This is a genomic window from Xylanibacter ruminicola (assembly GCF_900107775.1).
Taxonomy (GTDB): Bacteria; Bacteroidota; Bacteroidia; order Bacteroidales; family Bacteroidaceae; genus Prevotella; species Prevotella ruminicola_C.
In genome coordinates this window covers 361,114-378,218 of record NZ_FNRF01000002.1, presented here as the reverse complement: position 1 = coordinate 378,218, position 17,105 = coordinate 361,114, and the positions used below count along the sequence as shown (strand labels likewise).

The 17,105-nt window shown below is 48.2% G+C and carries 10 protein-coding genes; 2 read left to right on the top strand and 8 right to left on the bottom strand.

Annotated features, from left to right (window positions below; all coding sequences use genetic code 11):
- Positions 1 to 666: 666 nt before the first annotated feature.
- Positions 667 to 2,100 carry an ATP-binding protein gene (locus tag BLU97_RS05630; protein WP_074760631.1) on the bottom strand — a complete coding sequence of 478 codons (1,434 nt, stop codon included), beginning with the start codon at positions 2,098 to 2,100 and terminating at the stop codon, positions 667 to 669.
- Positions 2,101 to 3,383: 1,283 nt separating this feature from the next.
- Between BLU97_RS05630 and BLU97_RS05615 the strand changes: the two genes are divergently transcribed.
- Positions 3,384 to 3,953: a hypothetical protein gene (locus BLU97_RS05615; protein WP_074760628.1), complete on the top strand. Its 570-nt coding sequence runs from the start codon at positions 3,384 to 3,386 to the stop codon at positions 3,951 to 3,953.
- A 76-nt stretch (positions 3,954 to 4,029) separates the two neighbouring features.
- Entirely contained in the window at positions 4,030 to 4,131 is a 102-nt protein-coding gene (locus BLU97_RS15960; RefSeq protein ID WP_013065470.1) for a smalltalk protein, read from the top strand.
- A 151-nt stretch (positions 4,132 to 4,282) separates the two neighbouring features.
- Here BLU97_RS15960 and BLU97_RS05610 read toward each other — a convergent pair whose 3' ends face one another.
- The 7 genes from BLU97_RS05610 to gyrA all read right to left on the bottom strand — a co-directional run bounded on the left by BLU97_RS05610 (position 4,283) and on the right by gyrA (position 17,036).
- Positions 4,283 to 5,359: a BACON domain-containing protein gene (locus BLU97_RS05610; RefSeq protein ID WP_074760627.1), complete on the bottom strand. Its 1,077-nt coding sequence runs from the start codon at positions 5,357 to 5,359 to the stop codon at positions 4,283 to 4,285.
- A 14-nt stretch (positions 5,360 to 5,373) separates the two neighbouring features.
- Positions 5,374 to 6,891, bottom strand: a complete 1,518-nt coding sequence (locus tag BLU97_RS05605) for a DUF4302 domain-containing protein (protein WP_081352885.1) — start codon at positions 6,889 to 6,891, stop codon at positions 5,374 to 5,376.
- 18 nt (positions 6,892 to 6,909) lie between these two features.
- Entirely contained in the window at positions 6,910 to 7,866 is a 957-nt protein-coding gene (locus BLU97_RS05600; RefSeq protein WP_074760625.1) for a putative zinc-binding metallopeptidase, read from the bottom strand.
- A gap of 3 nt (positions 7,867 to 7,869) precedes the next feature.
- Positions 7,870 to 9,534, bottom strand: coding sequence for a RagB/SusD family nutrient uptake outer membrane protein (locus tag BLU97_RS05595; protein WP_074760624.1), 1,665 nt, complete (start codon positions 9,532 to 9,534; stop codon positions 7,870 to 7,872).
- 41 nt (positions 9,535 to 9,575) lie between these two features.
- On the bottom strand, positions 9,576 to 12,887 hold the full coding sequence (locus tag BLU97_RS05590; protein ID WP_074760623.1) for a SusC/RagA family TonB-linked outer membrane protein: 3,312 nt from the start codon (positions 12,885 to 12,887) through the stop codon (positions 9,576 to 9,578).
- Between the two features lie 330 nt (positions 12,888 to 13,217).
- Complete coding sequence (locus tag BLU97_RS05585) at positions 13,218 to 14,432, bottom strand: tetratricopeptide repeat protein (RefSeq protein WP_074760622.1); 1,215 nt, start codon at positions 14,430 to 14,432, stop codon at positions 13,218 to 13,220.
- Positions 14,433 to 14,501: 69 nt separating this feature from the next.
- On the bottom strand, positions 14,502 to 17,036 hold the full coding sequence (gene gyrA / locus BLU97_RS05580; RefSeq protein ID WP_074760621.1) for a DNA gyrase subunit A: 2,535 nt from the start codon (positions 17,034 to 17,036) through the stop codon (positions 14,502 to 14,504).
- Positions 17,037 to 17,105: the final 69 nt, after the last annotated feature.

Below are 17,105 nucleotides of genomic sequence, written 5' to 3'. Positions count from 1 at the left end.
GAAAGCGCACCCGTCGTTCATATTCCTCAGTTCAGGCGTCCCTACCACAGTTACCTTGCAAGATGAAATACGTACAAACGGATACGCCTATACAGGCGTACCTTTTCCGTTTGCGATTCATCTTGCATTGTCGATTGTCATTGGTAGGGACTTTCGAACTAGAGAATCACTTCCGAATCAGATACAATATCTTTTTCGATCCACGATGTTATTTTGGCAAAGCAATTCGCACTCCCGTTGAAGTTTTGAAAATCAGCTGTTTACGTAAAATACGCTTTGTTGCCAACCTCGCAATGCCTTAATTTGGCTACAAAGATACAAAAGTTTATGTAAAAACCCACCATTAATTCGTATTTTCTTTTAAAAAAGTCCCAAAATATTTGGAACTTATTGAAAATGTTCACTAGCTTTGCAGAGTGAAAGGAATAATTCGATTGATAATGGAAATTAAGAAGATATCGTACGAAGAGGCATTAGCACGCATTAAGCGTTCGCTTGAAATCAGGCGGAACGCTGAACGACGTATGGCTGATGAATGGGAAAAGATGGGGTTAAAAGGTACTGCCGAGTCCCTATGATTGTTGTATGAATAATAAAACTCCGCTAAAATACAAGAATGGGGATAAAAAATGCAATTTGCTACAAAAAAGACACCTTCATGGTGTCTTATTTTGTAAGCTTATCAAATACCGATTTACCTAAATCTGTTAGTACCCATTCGCCATCCTTGCGACCTCCTTTTCGAGTTAGGATGCCCAACTTTTTCAGCTTTGCCAAATCTCTTTCGATAGTTCTTTCTACATTAAGATTCTTTTCCGACATCTTTTCCGACATGGCCTTTGCTGAAATCCTGGAATTAAGAGACAACATTTTCAGTATAACTATCTGACGCTCAGATAGTTCTTTTACGACATCTTTTCCGACATCTTTGGTGACATCATTTACGCCAACTTCCTCCTCAGCATTGGCATAAATGATGGTTTGGAACTGAGTGGGAGTAGATTTGAATACAGGTTTCAATTCGTCCCTGTAGCCCTCCAGCGCTTTTGTTTCGTTGCAGATTCGGGTTAATCCGCTTCCACGTTTCTCCATGTAGTCGAGCTGGGCCATCACATTGGCAAGAATGGGGTTGCGGCGCTCGGAAGACACATCAGCAATATTCAGATTCTGAATTAGCATACCGTTGCACATACCGCCAGGCGAGGTTACAACAATACGATCGTCGTAAATATCCAGATGTACCTCGGACCCCATCACGGTATAATCTCGATGGATAAAGTGGTTTACCATTGCCTCTAACACGGCACGCTCGGCATACTCGGGTTTGTTTTTGCGACCATCAGGCAGTTTCTCCCAGCCACGCTTGGTGTTAGATTTCACAAAGTTCATAGCCTCATTAAGCAATAGCAGTACGTTGCCGGTGTACTCAGCATCGTTAATGGCATCGCCCTTCTCCTTGCCATCCCATCGTGTACAATACAGACGCGACTGCGACATCGGACTGTAATCGGCAAACAATGCACCTGCATTGGTAAGCTGACCTTCTTCAGTTACAAGTCCGAAAGACAGGAGATACTTTTTATCCCATTCCTGACCGGTTCGCTTTTTAAAAGTATTTGCCAAGAAAGCAAAAGAGTTGTCCTCAACTTTATAGTCGGTAAGCAGCGAGTCGTAAGTCCTGTTGGTACCTTTCAAAACCAAACGTAGCATCTGTTCGGAGGTGGCTGGCAGGCTCTCGTCACCCACACGTATAAAGGCAATGCGCTGACCATCCCCCACGTAGTAGTATGGTGTGTAATTACCGGACTTTACCTTCAGCTGTAGTACATCCATCCCGTCTATCCTATGCGGAATCATTTCTACATCTGGCAAAGGATCCATATAGTCGCGAATCTTGCAACTGATAGCTTCGCACACATGCTGCACATCGGCTAGTCCTACTACGATGCCCTCATTATTTACCCCATAGAACAGACTACCACCCATGCCATTGGCAAAAGCGCTTACACTCTTAAGCCAGCTTTTAGGTTTGCTTTCCTCGAGTGCTACTTTATAGTCGTAAGCCGTACATTCAGCTATCAGTTCTTGTATAGTTGTCATTTTCAGTTCATTATTTTTAGTCTTTGCTTGCAAAGGTACAAAATGTTTTGTGAAAAATACAATATTAAGGCTAAAAAAATCAATATACAAGAAAAAAGGACGGAGAAAACGATAACATTCTCCGCCCCATATGTTGCATTGTTATAGATTTACCAGTCGGACAACCCGTATATATAGCCTTCATATTTTTTTGCGAGATGATCTTTCATCAACTGTAGTTTATAAGGATCGCTATATTTTGCAGTTCCCTTTTTTGCTTTGGAAGTTTTTGGTACGAGATTGCCCAACTTTTGTTTTATCCGTGTTTTTTTACTCGTTTTTGCCAGTTTGCTGGGCCTCCTTGCTCTGTCGAGCGAGTACAGGCTACGTCTCGGCATAAGTTAAGCGAGCTTACTTCTGCTCTCGGCTTGCACTGTCCTTCGCTGCCTTCAGCATGGCTACTTGACGTAATGCTTGCTGTCGCGTAGCTCGCGATGATGGACGCCCCAATGAGCGGCGCACCTGCTGTGCAGAGTCCTGCATGCTCTGATAGATTAAATCTAGGAAAATCTTCTGTCCCATCTTATAACCTCGTATATCTGCTCTATTTTCATTTTGATAGTTCTTTTGGGTGCAAATATACAAAAGATTTCTTATATAAAATCACTTCTACTAAAAAAAATCCCAAAATATTTGGAACTTATTGAAAATGTTTTTATATTCTCCTCATCAATATTTTATACGAATAAACCTAACATTTGTTTATTGGCTTAGGCTTGTAAACTCCGCTAAAATGCATATAGTTGTGATAGCAGCACACCGCACGCCGCACGCCGCAACTTTTTGGTTGTGCGGTGTGGATGGGTGCGATGGTGGTGATAGATTTATTAGTATTATAAATATTATATATTATTATATATATTATAATATATATAATAATATATAATATTCTAAAGACAAGATGCTGCGAGTGTGAGATATGGAAAAGTTGCGGCGTGCGGCGTGCGGTGTGGTGGTGAGTACAGGAAACGAGATTGTACTAATTTGAGCGAAATCCGTAAAATTCGGAGCCATAAAATTACTATTCTTTGCGCAAGAAATGGATAACCAAAATATTTTTGCTTTTTGATAAAAAAAGTGGCTAAAATATTTGGTGGTTTGAAATATTTTTTGTACCTTTGCAGTGCATTAAGAAAGATACACTTCCCTTGCAACGTTAATCAAAAACAAAGCGCGCACAACTTTTGAGAGACACAAACCACCCTTTATTATTAACCATTTTAAAAATTAAAACACACAACATTATGGCAAAGATTTTTTATCTGCTGAAGCAGAACAACACCAAGACCTCGAAGATTTACGGCAAATGGTTTGCCCGAGGAAAAACCACCGAAACACTGAACACCCGAAAGATGGCCAACCACATTGCAGAACACGGAAGCATCTACACCCCCGACGTGGTATTCGGAGTGCTGGAGAAATTCAGAAGCTGTCTGCTGGAGATGCTGCTGAACTCGAAACGAGTAAAAATCGACGGTCTGGGCATCTTCTTCACAACCTTGGAGAACGAGCCCGGCGGAGCCCTGAGAAAGGAGGATTTCTCGCCAGCCAAGAACCTGAAAGCCCTGCACATTAGATTCCTGCCCGACCAGGAGGCTGAGACCAACATCTCGAGCAGGGAGTTTATCAAAAGGGCTGAGTTTGTGAATGCCGAGACATTTGCAGGACAGCTGACCGAGGAGGATAAACCAAGTAACAGTGGCGGTGGTGGCAACAGCCAGGGCAGCAATCAGCCAAGCAATGGCGGAGGTAACACCGGAGGCAATACCGGAGGTGGCAACAATGGCGACGAGGATGAGTCGTATGGCGACTAAGGGTTTGGGGCTTAGCCCCGCCCTACTCTACCAATGTAAAAATTATGAAATGGAAGAATGTAAAAATTGAAGAATTATGACTAAGAAGGAAACATTGAAGTTTATCGTACAGATGATTGCGAGTATTGCGACAGCGATTGTAACGGCACTGGGCGCGACATCGTGCATCGGGGCTTAGCCCCGAAGAACCACGAGTTCTTGGACAAGCCAAGCGGCATAGCCGAGCGGCGTAGGCGCCTTGTAAGAAAACGAAAAAACGCGGAAACAAAAAAGAACCGATGCCCTGAGGATTCAGAGCATCGGTTTTTATCATGCGGTTACGCGGGTAACTAGTATTTCAACAGATAGCACTGGGGGAAGGTGGCAACAGCACCTACATAACCGGAATAACCACCTGTGGTGTAACCAATACGCAGACCATAGAGGCTGTACTTGGGATCGAGCTCGCTGTTGGGCACCATATCAAACAAGATAGCACCATCTTCCTCAATAAGCTTACACTCAATAGCTAACTTATCGTTGTTGAAACGATAGATCTTATTGTCGGCACTGAGGCCCATCACCATGGTCATAGCACCGTACTCTACCCCACCCTTGGTGTATTTACCACCCATCTCGGCAAGGTTGTAGATGCTGAAGCTCTCGTTTGCTACATTGAACTCTACCGGGATGGTAAAGCCATTAGCGGCATAAGAACCACTGAGGAAGGTGATCTGACCGCCATTGCTATCGTTGGTGCGAGAGAGGTCAACCGTGGTGTAAACCCACTGCCCATTGCTCTGGTAAACCAGGAGATAGGTGCCCTGGATATCATTCAGGAATTCGAATTGAGTGATTTTGAGGGTGTCGCGCAAACCAGCAGTTTCAACAACGAGCTTGCCCGAACGGCGCCAGCCTGACTTGTTCTCAGCCACCTGAATGTCGATCTGATCGGTGGCTTCGTTGAACGATGCCTCAATCCAGCTGTCAAGACTTTTGAGCTGCACAGTTGAAGGGTGGTCGATAGAAATGCTGAGCGAACGTGCAGCGTCGTCGAACTTCAAATCCAGGTCGGAATAAAGTCCATATATACTACCCTTCTGTGTGGCGGTTACCTGTGCCTGGGTATCGCCCGAAGCAAGATTGATAACTGCCGAACGGCCATTAAGAGTGATGTTGGGATTGGCAGTAACTGTAACGGTGTTGCCTTGTACAGCAAGCGAAAGCCAGCTGGCATCGGTGGTAGCGGTAACGGTACCAGTGGTATTAAGTACGATGCTACCATCGCCACCCTCGGCATCGAACAGCACCTGGGCACTCTTTATCTCGAGCTTTGGTGTGGGTACATAGCTGGCATCATCGCTGCTACACGAGGTAACGAAAACAATGCCGGCCAGCAAAGCTACTAAACTAATTATCTTTTTCATAATGCTAATGATTCTTACTTTTTAATAAATACGGGATCTGCATAGTAATCGTAGAAGTAATCGGTACCACTGAGGGTTGTACCGAAGCCTAGGCAGTCGATGTTATAGGTACCATAGCTACCACCAAGCAGCAGGTTCACCTTACCATCGCTGGCTATTGTGGGTACGAGGTAAGCTGTATAGCCGGTATTTGCAGCCGTCCAGGTGCCCGAAGCAGCGTTAAGGAAGGTGAGCCAAATGCTGTACTGACCGATGGTACCTGTGGCCTGTGCTGATGGGATTTCGAAACGTCCCTCGTCGGCATTCCACAACATCTTGACAGTCTGTGGATAGCTGCCATAGTGGATGGTAAGTGTGTAGAAGGCGCCGTTGGTAGTAATGGTAGCGGGGTCGGCCACAGCCTGATTATCGCTATCCAAACCATTTACGGTGTAGTTGCCCAGCAGGTCGGCCACCTCGATCTGAGTAACGCTAATCATAGCCTTCTCGCCATTACCAGCCACCTCGATGGCTCCCGAGCGGGGAGTGCCAGTGGTGTTGGCAGCCAGGCTGATGGTTAAGCTGTTACCCTCGGCCTTTACATTAATCCAGTCGGCTGTTGGTGTGTAAGTGAATCGGTCGGCCAGATTAAATGTGTACTTCAGCTCGGCAGCAGCGTTACCCGATGTAATCTTGTCGCCGATATTGTTGATAACTATCGAAGGGCTGAGCTGACCATAGAATACCACGCTGTTGTCCTCCTGCGAAACAAATGCACCGTTGGGCTCGTCGTACTTGAACACACGAACCTCTTTCTCGCCGATGGTTACAGGCTTGTAGAGCGAGATACCATCGCTATCGAAGCAGAAAGGCACCTCGATATCCTCCTCGCCACTACCAGGCTTGCCAATCACGATCATACGGTCGTCGGCAAGGATGTTCACCACATACTTCTGACCGTCGATCTCGGCAGTAGCCAGGTCGAACACCAGGTTGTTGACAAAGTTGTTCAGGCGCAGCTGATAATCTACGATGCTCTCGCTGATGCGGTGCATGTAGAGGATGTTGCCCGAGCGGACACCCTTGAGGGTGATGGTGTTCTCATCGTCGCTGATATCCATGATGATAAAGATAAAATCGCCATCGTAGGCCTCGTAGCCACCGGCTCCGCTACCACTGCTAGGTGTAGAGAAGAAGTGGAAGATATTATTATAGGTATCGAACGCGATAACAGGTCCGTCCTCGTTGTCGAGGCTGTAGGTAGAGGTCTCGGTATATGTGAGATCGTTAGAGATCTCGCTGCACACCTCAACGGTCTGGTCGGTGAACTTCAGGGTATATGAATAACCACCGTAACTCTGCTTACGATCGGGGAAGAAATCGAGCGCCCATCCGTGTTCAGAGCTGGTTAACACGCGCTTGGTATTGCTGAGATACTCTGACACGCGGAGCGAGGCCGACTTTTCGAACAGGTTGTCCTGATCCTTCAAACATGATGTTGCGAGCAGTGCTGGCATCATCAAGAGCAAATATGCTAATATCTTATTTTTCATAAAAATGATCCTCCTTGATTAATTTTGTGAATTTACGGTGAGATCCATCAGATCTACGTGGCCAGCCATGACATTGCTCTGGCGGCGCAGAATGGTGCTACGCAGCTGGTCAATATCGATATTCCAGGTGCTGAACATATACTCGCGAACGATGTCGAGCTTCTGCTCGATGAGCACACGACCGGTCTCGGCCTGATCTGGATCTTCCGACCATGTTGTCTCGGCACTCTTCAGCAGGTTTTCCCACCAATCGGCATCGTGTGTAACGTACATCGAAACCATCTCGGCAAAGTCCTCGTTAGAGTTGGTCTGAGCATAGGCCGTAACAAAACCACGCTTGAGGTAAGCGCTACGATAAGGCTCAGAGAACTGGCTATCGCTAACATACGACGAAGGTGTTACCTGACGGAACGATGTAGGATAGTCGCGAGTCTGATTCAAAATGTGAGTAAACTCGTGATGGATGGTCTTGAGGAAGTAGTGGTTCAAGCCCTCGGTGGGTGTATAACCACCATAACTGCCGGCAAGCACATTGTCGAGGAAGTTAATACCGTGCAGAATAATCTTCTTACCACCCTCGGCGGTACCCAGCACGATTGAACCGTTATTCTCATACTCCCACACACCGCTCAGGAAGAACATCTTGGGGAAGTAAGAACGTGTGAACTCGATGCCAGCCACCTCGTTATAGGTCTCGATACACAGATACTTTACCAGGTGGGCCATCTTGATAGATCCTTCGAGCTGCGCTGGCACGGTATAGTAGTTAAGATCGCTCTCGATCTCCTCGTAACGATACTTGAAATCGATGTTATAAGGCTTGCGATAGTTCTCTTCCAGCCACTTGTCGAACTCGTTCTTGGTGTAGCTGTCGGTAGTGATGACGCTGGTTGAACTCAAGCCGTCCTCACTGCATGATGTCAGTGTCAGCGACAACAGCATCATGGGTATGATGTAATAAATATACTTCTTCATAGTTTAATACTCCCTTATACAGTTATCAATTAATTCTTGGCTTGGAGCAACCTCGTCGCGTGGGTTTGGCTCATAGCCAGCGCTTACTACCTCCTGAGGAATCTGGATGGCACGACGTGGGTCGTCGACAGTGAGCCAGTCGGTAATCTCCTCGGGGTTACCAGCGCTATTAATCGTACGACGTGGAATCTCGATACCCCAGCGCTTGATGTCGAACCAACGCTTACCCTCGTGCAGGGTGTCGTAACGACGGCATGCCAGTACCAGCTGGATCATGTTCTCCTGTGAAGAACCCTCGGCATCGATGGTGAACTTGGGGTTCAGGTGCTTCTTGAGCGATGATGTCAGACTGGCCTTAGGTGTGCCGTTCTTATCATCGTAAGCATAGCTGAGGGCGTTCATGAACTTGTTTACGCGCTCCTCGTTAACCACCAAACCGCGGTAGGCAGCCTTAGCCACGTTGCGCATCCAGATGGTGAGATCCTCGCCAGCCTTGGTGAAGTTCTTCTGCATGATATAGGCCTCGGCACGGTTCAGCAACACCTCGTCGCCAGTAAAGGCGTTGTAAACGGTGTGGCGGTAACCTGTACCAGCTGCCTGGTTGGTAACCTCGAACAGGTAAGGCAGGCGCCACTGCGACCAGTAGTTACGACTGGTATAGCGCTTGGGGGCCATAGCAAATGAGCTGTAGCTGCCACCCCAGTATTTAGCCAGCGCACCAATGGTTTCGTTGGTAGCCAGATAAGCATTGTGGGTATAGCCCTTACCAGTGCTCCAACCACCGAAATAAAGGGGCTGATTAGAGAACGACGTGAGCAACAGAAGGTTGCAGTTGAGTGTAGGTGCAATCACGTGGTTGGCTGTTGGATCCTGCTGTGAGGCAGAACCATCGGGCATGGTGTTCAGCACGTCCCAGTCGCGCAGCATGGTTACAGGGTTGGTTCCCAGCACCTTGTCGGCACACTCAATCACCTTGTCGTACTTCTCGTAATACAGGTAGAAACGCGATGCAAAAGCATAAGCTGCATTCTTATTAAAGTGGTACTTGGGCACCTGATAGTAGCTGTCGCCTACATTGGGCAGAGCCTTCTCCAGGTCGTCGGCAATGTGCTTGTAGTTCTCGAGCACGGTTTCGCGCTGGTACTGTGGGTTAAGCTGAGTCTCAGAGGCGGTAACATACGAAATACCCATGGCATTGGCGTTGTTAGCATCGTAATGAGGTGCAAACAGGTTAACCAGCATAAAGTGAGCGTAAGCGCGGCACAGCAGGGCCTCGGCCTGCATCTCGCGAAGTGTCTGCGAGGTGGCACCACCCATGCTCTCGATACCCTCGAGTGCCAGGTTGGCAGTCTCGATGCACTGGTAAAGGTCCATCCAGTAGCTGCGAGTGCTCTGGTTGTTGGTCTCGGTCATATCTACCCAACCGTAGCACTCCTCGGTGAAACGGTCCTTATACGAGGCATTGCTGATAATCTCATCCACATTGTCGGATGCATATTCGGTAAATGCCATGTGGTCGTGGGTGGGATAAGCAGCCACCAACAACTTCTGAATCTTTTCGGTCGTATTTGCCTCGGTACGGTTGTCGGGCAACTTATCAAGGAAGTCGCCGCACGACGTCAGTCCCACGCTCAAGGCTACGATGCATAATCCTATATATTTCTTCATTGTTTATATTCTTTTTCGTGTTATCTGTTATTACATTGCTATTACATGCCCAGGCGCAGTGTGAGTGTGAACTGCTTAGGCATAGGAACTGCCACACCACCGGTGTTGTAGAACTCAGGATCCTGACCGTTGAGCTTCTTGTCGGCATAGATCAGGAACAGGTTGGTGGCCTGCAGCTTGAGCGAGAGGCTGTTAAGCTTCATAGGCTCAACAAGCTTCTTGGGGAACTCGTAACCCAGCGAAATCTCCTTCATGCGGATGAAGTCACCCTTGGCAATACGCTCGGTTGAGTAATTGTAAGCATTGTAAGCATAGCTCAGATCGCTGTCGTTACGGTTCTGACGCTTAGAGGCAATAACAGGGATGGTGGTTACATTCTCGTCGCCAGGAACAACCCAACGGTTAGCAAACTCCTTAGGCATTGAGTTCAGGTCGTTGTACTCGTTCTTGAACACAGGGTCGAGACGTACCACGTTACCAAAGCTGTAAGTAACAAACACATTCAGGGTGATGCCCTTATACTTAAAGATGTTACCGAACGAACCTACATCGGTTGGATCAACAGAACCAGAATACTCCAGGAAGCCAAGCTTCTCCTTGTCGCGAGTCTGGAAGTAGATGCCGGTAGAAGTAATCTCGCCGTTCTGATCAAGGAAGGTTGGGATACCCTCGTTGTTCAGACCACGGAATGGGATTGAGAACAGCGAACGTACGGGATAGCCCTCCAAGGCGAAACCGGTACCGCTCACAAGGTCGATAACACGCTGGTGGTTCTCAAGCTCGGTAACCTCGTTGTGAGTGTGCGAGTAGATGAAATTCGAAGTCCAGCTGAAGTTCTCGGTCTTAATAGGAGTTACAGAGAGCGACATCTCGACACCACGCGACTTCATCGAAGCAACGTTACCATACTTGGTGCCACCCATCTGAGTGTTGACGATACCAATCAGGTCGTAGTTGTTACGACGATACCAGTCGAGCTCGAAGTTAACACGGTTGTTGAAGAAACCTAACTGAACACCGAGGTTAAGCTCGTGCTTCTTCTCGAAGGTCAGGTCGCCGTTGGCGCGGTCCTCTTCCTTCAGTCCGCTCTCACGCAGACCAGCTGATGGACGCCAGGGGTTATAGCTTGAGATAACTGGCAGCGAGTTGGTAACCCATGATGGACCACTCTCAGCAGTCAGTGAGTACGAAGCCTTCAGGGTAGCTGTGGTAAGAACGTGGTTGAAGGTCTTCTGGAACCAAGACTCCTCGTGGGCATTCCATGCACCAGAAACGTTCCATGTAGGCAACCAGCGGGCGCTAGAAGCTTTACCCAGACGGTTGGTACCCTCGTAACGGATGGTACCGTTAACGGTGTAACGACCCTTCCAAGAGTAAGTGGCTGTGCCGAAGAAGGCAGCACGGCGCTCGTGAGTGTTCGACAGTGTGAAGTAGTTAGAGTTATCCTCGGCAGCCTTCTTGAACACCTCGTAGGCGTAGTTAGGAATCTCGCCGAGCGAATACTGCATACCCCAACCACGGAACCAGTCGCGGGTACGGTCGATGCTATTCACCTCCAAACCTGCATACAGGTTAACAATGTGGTCGTTGTTATATACGTCGTTGTAGCTGGCTGTAGCACGGAAATCCCATGCACCCATCTTGTTGGTAGTCTTGTTGTAGATACCACCGTTGGGCAGGATGCTCACTGGTGTGGCGAACATATCGTCGGGGTCGGTGTACAGATAGCGGTTGTTGTTACGGATGGTAGTAGTAGCCATCGCACGATAGGCCTGAGCCTGGTTAGAATCGTCGAGGATATTGTGGTTCTGGGTAGACTGGTTGAACTTGAATGCTCCCAGTACGCCCAGCTCTACCTGACGGATGGGCTTGTACTTCAGCTCGCCCTGTACGCGGATATCAAACACATCCAGGTCGATGTAGTTGTTATCCAGCTCATGCAGAATGTTAAAAGGCGCATAGCTGCGTGTGTAGAACTCGTTAGGATCGAGCGCACGGCTTGTGTTCAAAGCGTACGAATATGGGTTGATATCGAACGAACGGTTGATAGCACCCGATACCACGTCGGTCTCGGCATTCAGCGTACCAGGCGCACGCTGCTTACGATAGCTGGCGTTGGCAATCATATTAAAGGTGAGCTGCTTTGAGATGTTGAAGCTATTGTTGAGGTTAGCGGTATAACGCTGAACCTGCGACTGCTTGGTCCATCCTGGATCGGCCATGACTGATACAGAAGCATAAGTCTGTGCACGATCGGTACCTGTAGAGATACTTACAGAGTGGTTGTGCTGGATTGAATTAGAGAACAGCTCGTCGAACCAGTCGGTATTGCGATACTCGGCCTGGCGCAGATAATCGGCACGGGCCTCGAGTGTGTTGGGCAATGCATACTGTCCGGTTACAGGATCGTACTCGCCAATCATCTGGTACATTCTACCATAAACACCACTTGAAGCGGCGTTGGCCAGCTCGGCATAGTTAAGGTAACCCTTCTGCTGCATCTCCTGATAGATTGACATCTGCTCCTGTGAGTTCATGATGTTGAAGGTAGAGTAGCTGGGCTTCAAGCGCATGGTGTACTCACCGGTGTAGTTGATGCGGGCCTGACCAGCCTTACCCTTCTTGGTTGTGATAACAATCACACCAGCCATCGCGCGCGCACCATAGATAGAGGTAGCAGAACCGTCCTTCAGAATATCGAACGACTCGATATCATCTGAGTTCAAACCTGCAATGGCACTCGAGATCAGTGTGTTGGCATCACCCGACGACAGATCGTCGGCACTCACGTCGGTCACATCGTCCATGATAACACCATCAACCACCCAAAGTGGCTTTGAGTTACCATAGATTGACGTAGCACCACGTACGCGAATCTTAGGTGCTGTACCAAAGGTACCGGTTACGTTCTGCACGCTTACACCAGCGGCACGACCCTCGAGCGAACGCGAGATATCGGCCATACCGTCGATCTTTGCATCGCTGGCACTTACCTTGGTGCTCGAACCGGTAAACAATCGCTTGTCGACCTTCTGCATACCTGTTACTACAACCTCCTTCAGGGCAGCACCGTTCTGCAGAACTACGGTCATACCGTTTTTCGGAGTTAATGTTTGCGAAGTCATACCAATGTAACTAATGGTAATCTTCTTACCTGCGGGGACGTTCAGCGTGAACTGTCCGTTGACATCAGTTACAGTACCCGACTTCTGTCCCTGAACAAGAACGGTAGCACCAATAACGGGCTGATCGTCTTCAGCAGAGATCACGGTACCTGTAACATTTGTTTGGGCCAAGGCTATTCCAAAGCTAAGGGAAAGACAGGCCAAAAACATTGTTAGTCTTTTTTTCATAAATAATAAAATAGTTTTTTTAAATAATGAATATTAATTGGTTTTTTAATCCCAAAAACGGATGCAAAGATAATATTTAGATTTGTAAATAACAAACAAAATTATAAAAATATCACATTTTTGTGTAAAATATTAACGAAAAGACGCATTTTTATGCCTTTTTGTTTCATTTTGAACAGAATCAGACTCATTTTCTAACATCAGCCATCATACAATACCTATTAAATAGACACCTGCAAATCGGGCGACAATAAGCGGTTAGGGCATAAAAAAATCAGCCGGGGAGCGGGATGCTCCTCGGCTGATCGGGTTTATATATTTGATCGTAGATTAGCGTGACTCTTCCTCGGCCTTCTTGGTCTCAGGAGCATCAGCACCATAGTAGTTGTAGTATGCATTGTAGCGGTTGTAACCCCACTTTGCCTGCAGCATGTCGGGGTCGAGCTCCTTAGCCTTGTCGAACAGCTCGATAGCTTTCTTGTAAAGCTCCTTCTTCTTAGCAGGATCCTCTACGTTCTGAGCCTGTACGCTGTAACCTGTACCTGCGTAGGTAGCGATGATAGCGTTGTCGGGCTTAACCTCGAATGCCTTCTGGAGGAAAGGAACAGCCTCCTCGGCCTTGTTAGCCTGGAGCAGAGCCAGACCCTTATCGGCGAGGGCTACAAAGTTGTTAGGATTAGCGGCAAGAGCCTCGTCGAGGATCTTGTTAGCATCCTCGGTCTGACCAAGACCCAGCAGAGTGTTGTACAGCTTCTCCATCACACCATCAACCTTGTGCTCGGCATAGATATCCTTCAGGCTGGCAGCATACTTAACTGAGTCGTCCTTAGTCTTCAAACCATCGCCCAGAATCTCGAGCTTCAGGTTGAGAGCGTTCTCGTACTCCTCGGGATCCTTCATAGCTACATCAGCCAACTCGAGGGCCTTAGCCATATCCTTGTCCTGATAAGCGAAGATTGAAGCGAAACGGGCTACCTGACCGAAGAAAGGCTTCTGCTGCTCGCGGTCGCAATCCTTGAACATAGGAGCGGCGTCGCTCTCGGTGAACAGCTGCCAGTACTTACGAGCTGAGGCGTTATCCTTAGCGGTAAGAGCATCCTGACCAGCGTTAACCAGAGTGTTACGTGGAGCAGTCCACAGGCGCTGAGCATTCTTAGCAGCGAACTTAGGAGCTACCTTACCCTTCTCGTTAGGCATCTGGTCGAACTTGTCGCACTCGATACCTGCTACGATAGCGGCATAGGCCATCTCGTTCATCAGTTTCATATCAACGGGCTTCTCTTCCTTACCCATCTGCTTGTTTACCTGATTCTCAGTCTGGATAGCGCTCTGAGCATTAAAGTCGTTCAGGGCAAGGTCAACAAGCTTGTTGTAGGCCTTTGCCTTCTCGGCATCGTTAGCCAGAGAACCAAGGCTGCTCTTTACGAGTGTCTCAGCTTCTGCATAAGTCTTTGCCTTGAGGATAGCCTTCAAAGCGTCACTGTCGCCGGCAAATGCGGTAGAGCTAGCTACCAGCACACATGCCATCATGATTAATTTTTTCATAAGCTTTTAAAATTGGTTGAACTTATTGTTACTAAAATTTATTTTTTGACGTTTACTTGAGCGGATAGTTTAATCCTTATTCTCGGGAGCCTCAGCAGCCTGAACTGCCTCAGCATCGATCTCTGCCTCCTCGATATCCTCGTCCTCGGCCTGCGAGTGCATTACCTTACATACCGATGCGATGCTATCGTTCTTCTTGGTGAGGTTGATGAGACGAACACCCTGTGTGGCACGGCCCATGACACGAACATCAGCCACCTTCAGGCGGATCAGTACACCACTCTTATTAATAATCATCAGGTCGTTCTCGTCGGTTACCACCTTGATGGCTACCAGACGACCGGTCTTCTCGGTGATTGAGAGGGTCTTTACACCCTTGGCACCACGTGAGGTCTTACGATAATCCTCTACCTCAGAACGCTTACCATAACCGTTCTCAGAAACTACCATGATGGTCTCGGTGTTAGGATCGTTTACGCAAACCATACCTACTACCTCGTCGTCGCCACCGTCGAGACGCATACCGATTACACCGGTAGATACACGACCCATGACGCGTACATCGTTCTCGTCGAAACGTACGGCACGACCATTGCGGTTAGCCAGCAGCAGCTCGTTGTGACCGTTTGTCAAGCGAACGCCTACTACCTGATCGCCCTCGTTGATGTTGATAGCAATCACACCATTGGCACGTGGACGTGAGTAAGCCTCAAGACAGGTCTTCTTAATAATACCCTGCTTGGTGGCGAATACTACGTAGTGCGAGTTGAGGAACTCGGTATCGTTGAAGTTCTTGATACGCAGAACGGCGTTGATGGCATCATCGGGCTCGATATTCAGCATGTTCTGGATAGCGCGACCCTTCGAGTTCTTATCGCCCTCAGGTATCTCGTAACACTTCTGCCAGTAGCAACGACCCTTCTGGGTGAAGAACAGCAGCGTGTTGTGCATGGTGGCAGGATAGATATACTCGGTGAAGTCGTTGTCGCGATGACGGGCTGCCTTTGAACCCATACCGCCACGACCCTGCTCGTGGAACTCTGACAGAGGGGTACGCTTGATGTAACCCATGTGCGAGATGGTGATAACCACTGGATCGTCGGGATAGAAGTCCTCGGCATTGAACTCGTGGTCGAAAGGAATAATCTCGGTACGACGCTCGTCGCCATACTTCTCCTTCACCTCCTGCAGATCGGCCTTCATTACCTCCTTACAACGCTCGGGGTTGTCCAGAATCTCCTGCAACTCGGCGATGAGCTTCTGCAAGTCATCGAACTCCTGATGGAGCTGATCAACACGCAGACCAGTGAGCTGAGCCAGACGCATGTCAACGATAGCCTTACTCTGCAGCTCGTCGAGTTCGAAGCGGGCCTCCAGGTTACGCTGAGCGTCGGTAGGAGTCTTACTATTGCGGATAATGCGAACCACCTCGTCGATATTGTTAACGGCGATGATCAAACCCTCCAGGATGTGAGCACGCTCCTGAGCCTTGCGCAGATCGTACTTGGTACGACGGATGGTTACATCGTGACGGTGCTCAACGAAGTACTTCACACACTCCTTAAGAGTAAGCAGACGTGGACGGCCCTTTACCAGAGCGATGTTATTAACTGAGAATGAGCTCTGAAGAGCCGTCATCTTAAACAGTTTATTGAGCAATACGTTGGCGTTGGCATCGCGCTTGCAATCCACAACGATACGCATACCCTGACGACCCGACTCATCGTTAACATTAGCCACACCCTCAATCTTATGCTGGTTGGCCAGGTCGGCGATGTAAGCTACCAGGTCGGCCTTGTTTACACCGTAAGGAATCTCGGTTACCACAATCTTATCGTGTGTGTCGCCGCTCTCAATCTCGGCCTTGGCACGCATCACGATACGACCACGACCAGTCTCGTAAGCATCCTTCACACCCTGCAGACCATAGATGTAAGCACCTGTTGGGAAGTCGGGGCCTGGGATGTACTGCATCAGGCCCTCGGTATCGATCTCTGGATTGTCGATATATGCACAGCAACCATCGATTACCTCGCCCAGGTTGTGGGTAGGCATATTGGTAGCCATACCTACGGCAATACCGTTACCACCATTAACCAGCAGGTTAGGAATCTTAGTAGGCATAACGGTTGGCTCCTCGAGCGAGTCGTCGAAGTTAGGCGCCATATCTACGGTTTCCTTATCCAGGTCGTCCATAATGTGCTCACCCATCTTTGAGAGTCGGCACTCGGTGTAACGCATGGCAGCAGGTGAGTCGCCATCCACCGAACCGAAGTTACCCTGACCGTCGACCAAGGTGTAACGCATGTTCCAATCCTGTGCCATACGTACCAGGGCACCATATACTGAAGAGTCACCGTGTGGGTGGTACTTACCAAGCACCTCACCTACTACGCGGGCACACTTCTTATAAGGCTGGGTAGAAACGTTATTAATGTTCATCATACCATAAAGGATACGGCGATGAACGGGCTTAAAGCCATCGCGAACATCGGGAAGGGCACGGGCCACGATTACTGACATAGAGTAATCGATATAGCTCGATTTCATCTCTTCTTCGATGTTGATCTTAATAATTCTGTCGTTGTCGAATGTTTGATCCATCTTTATAATTTACAATTTAACTATTTACAATTTACCACTTTTTGCGTTTAAGGGCATTTTTAAGCCCTC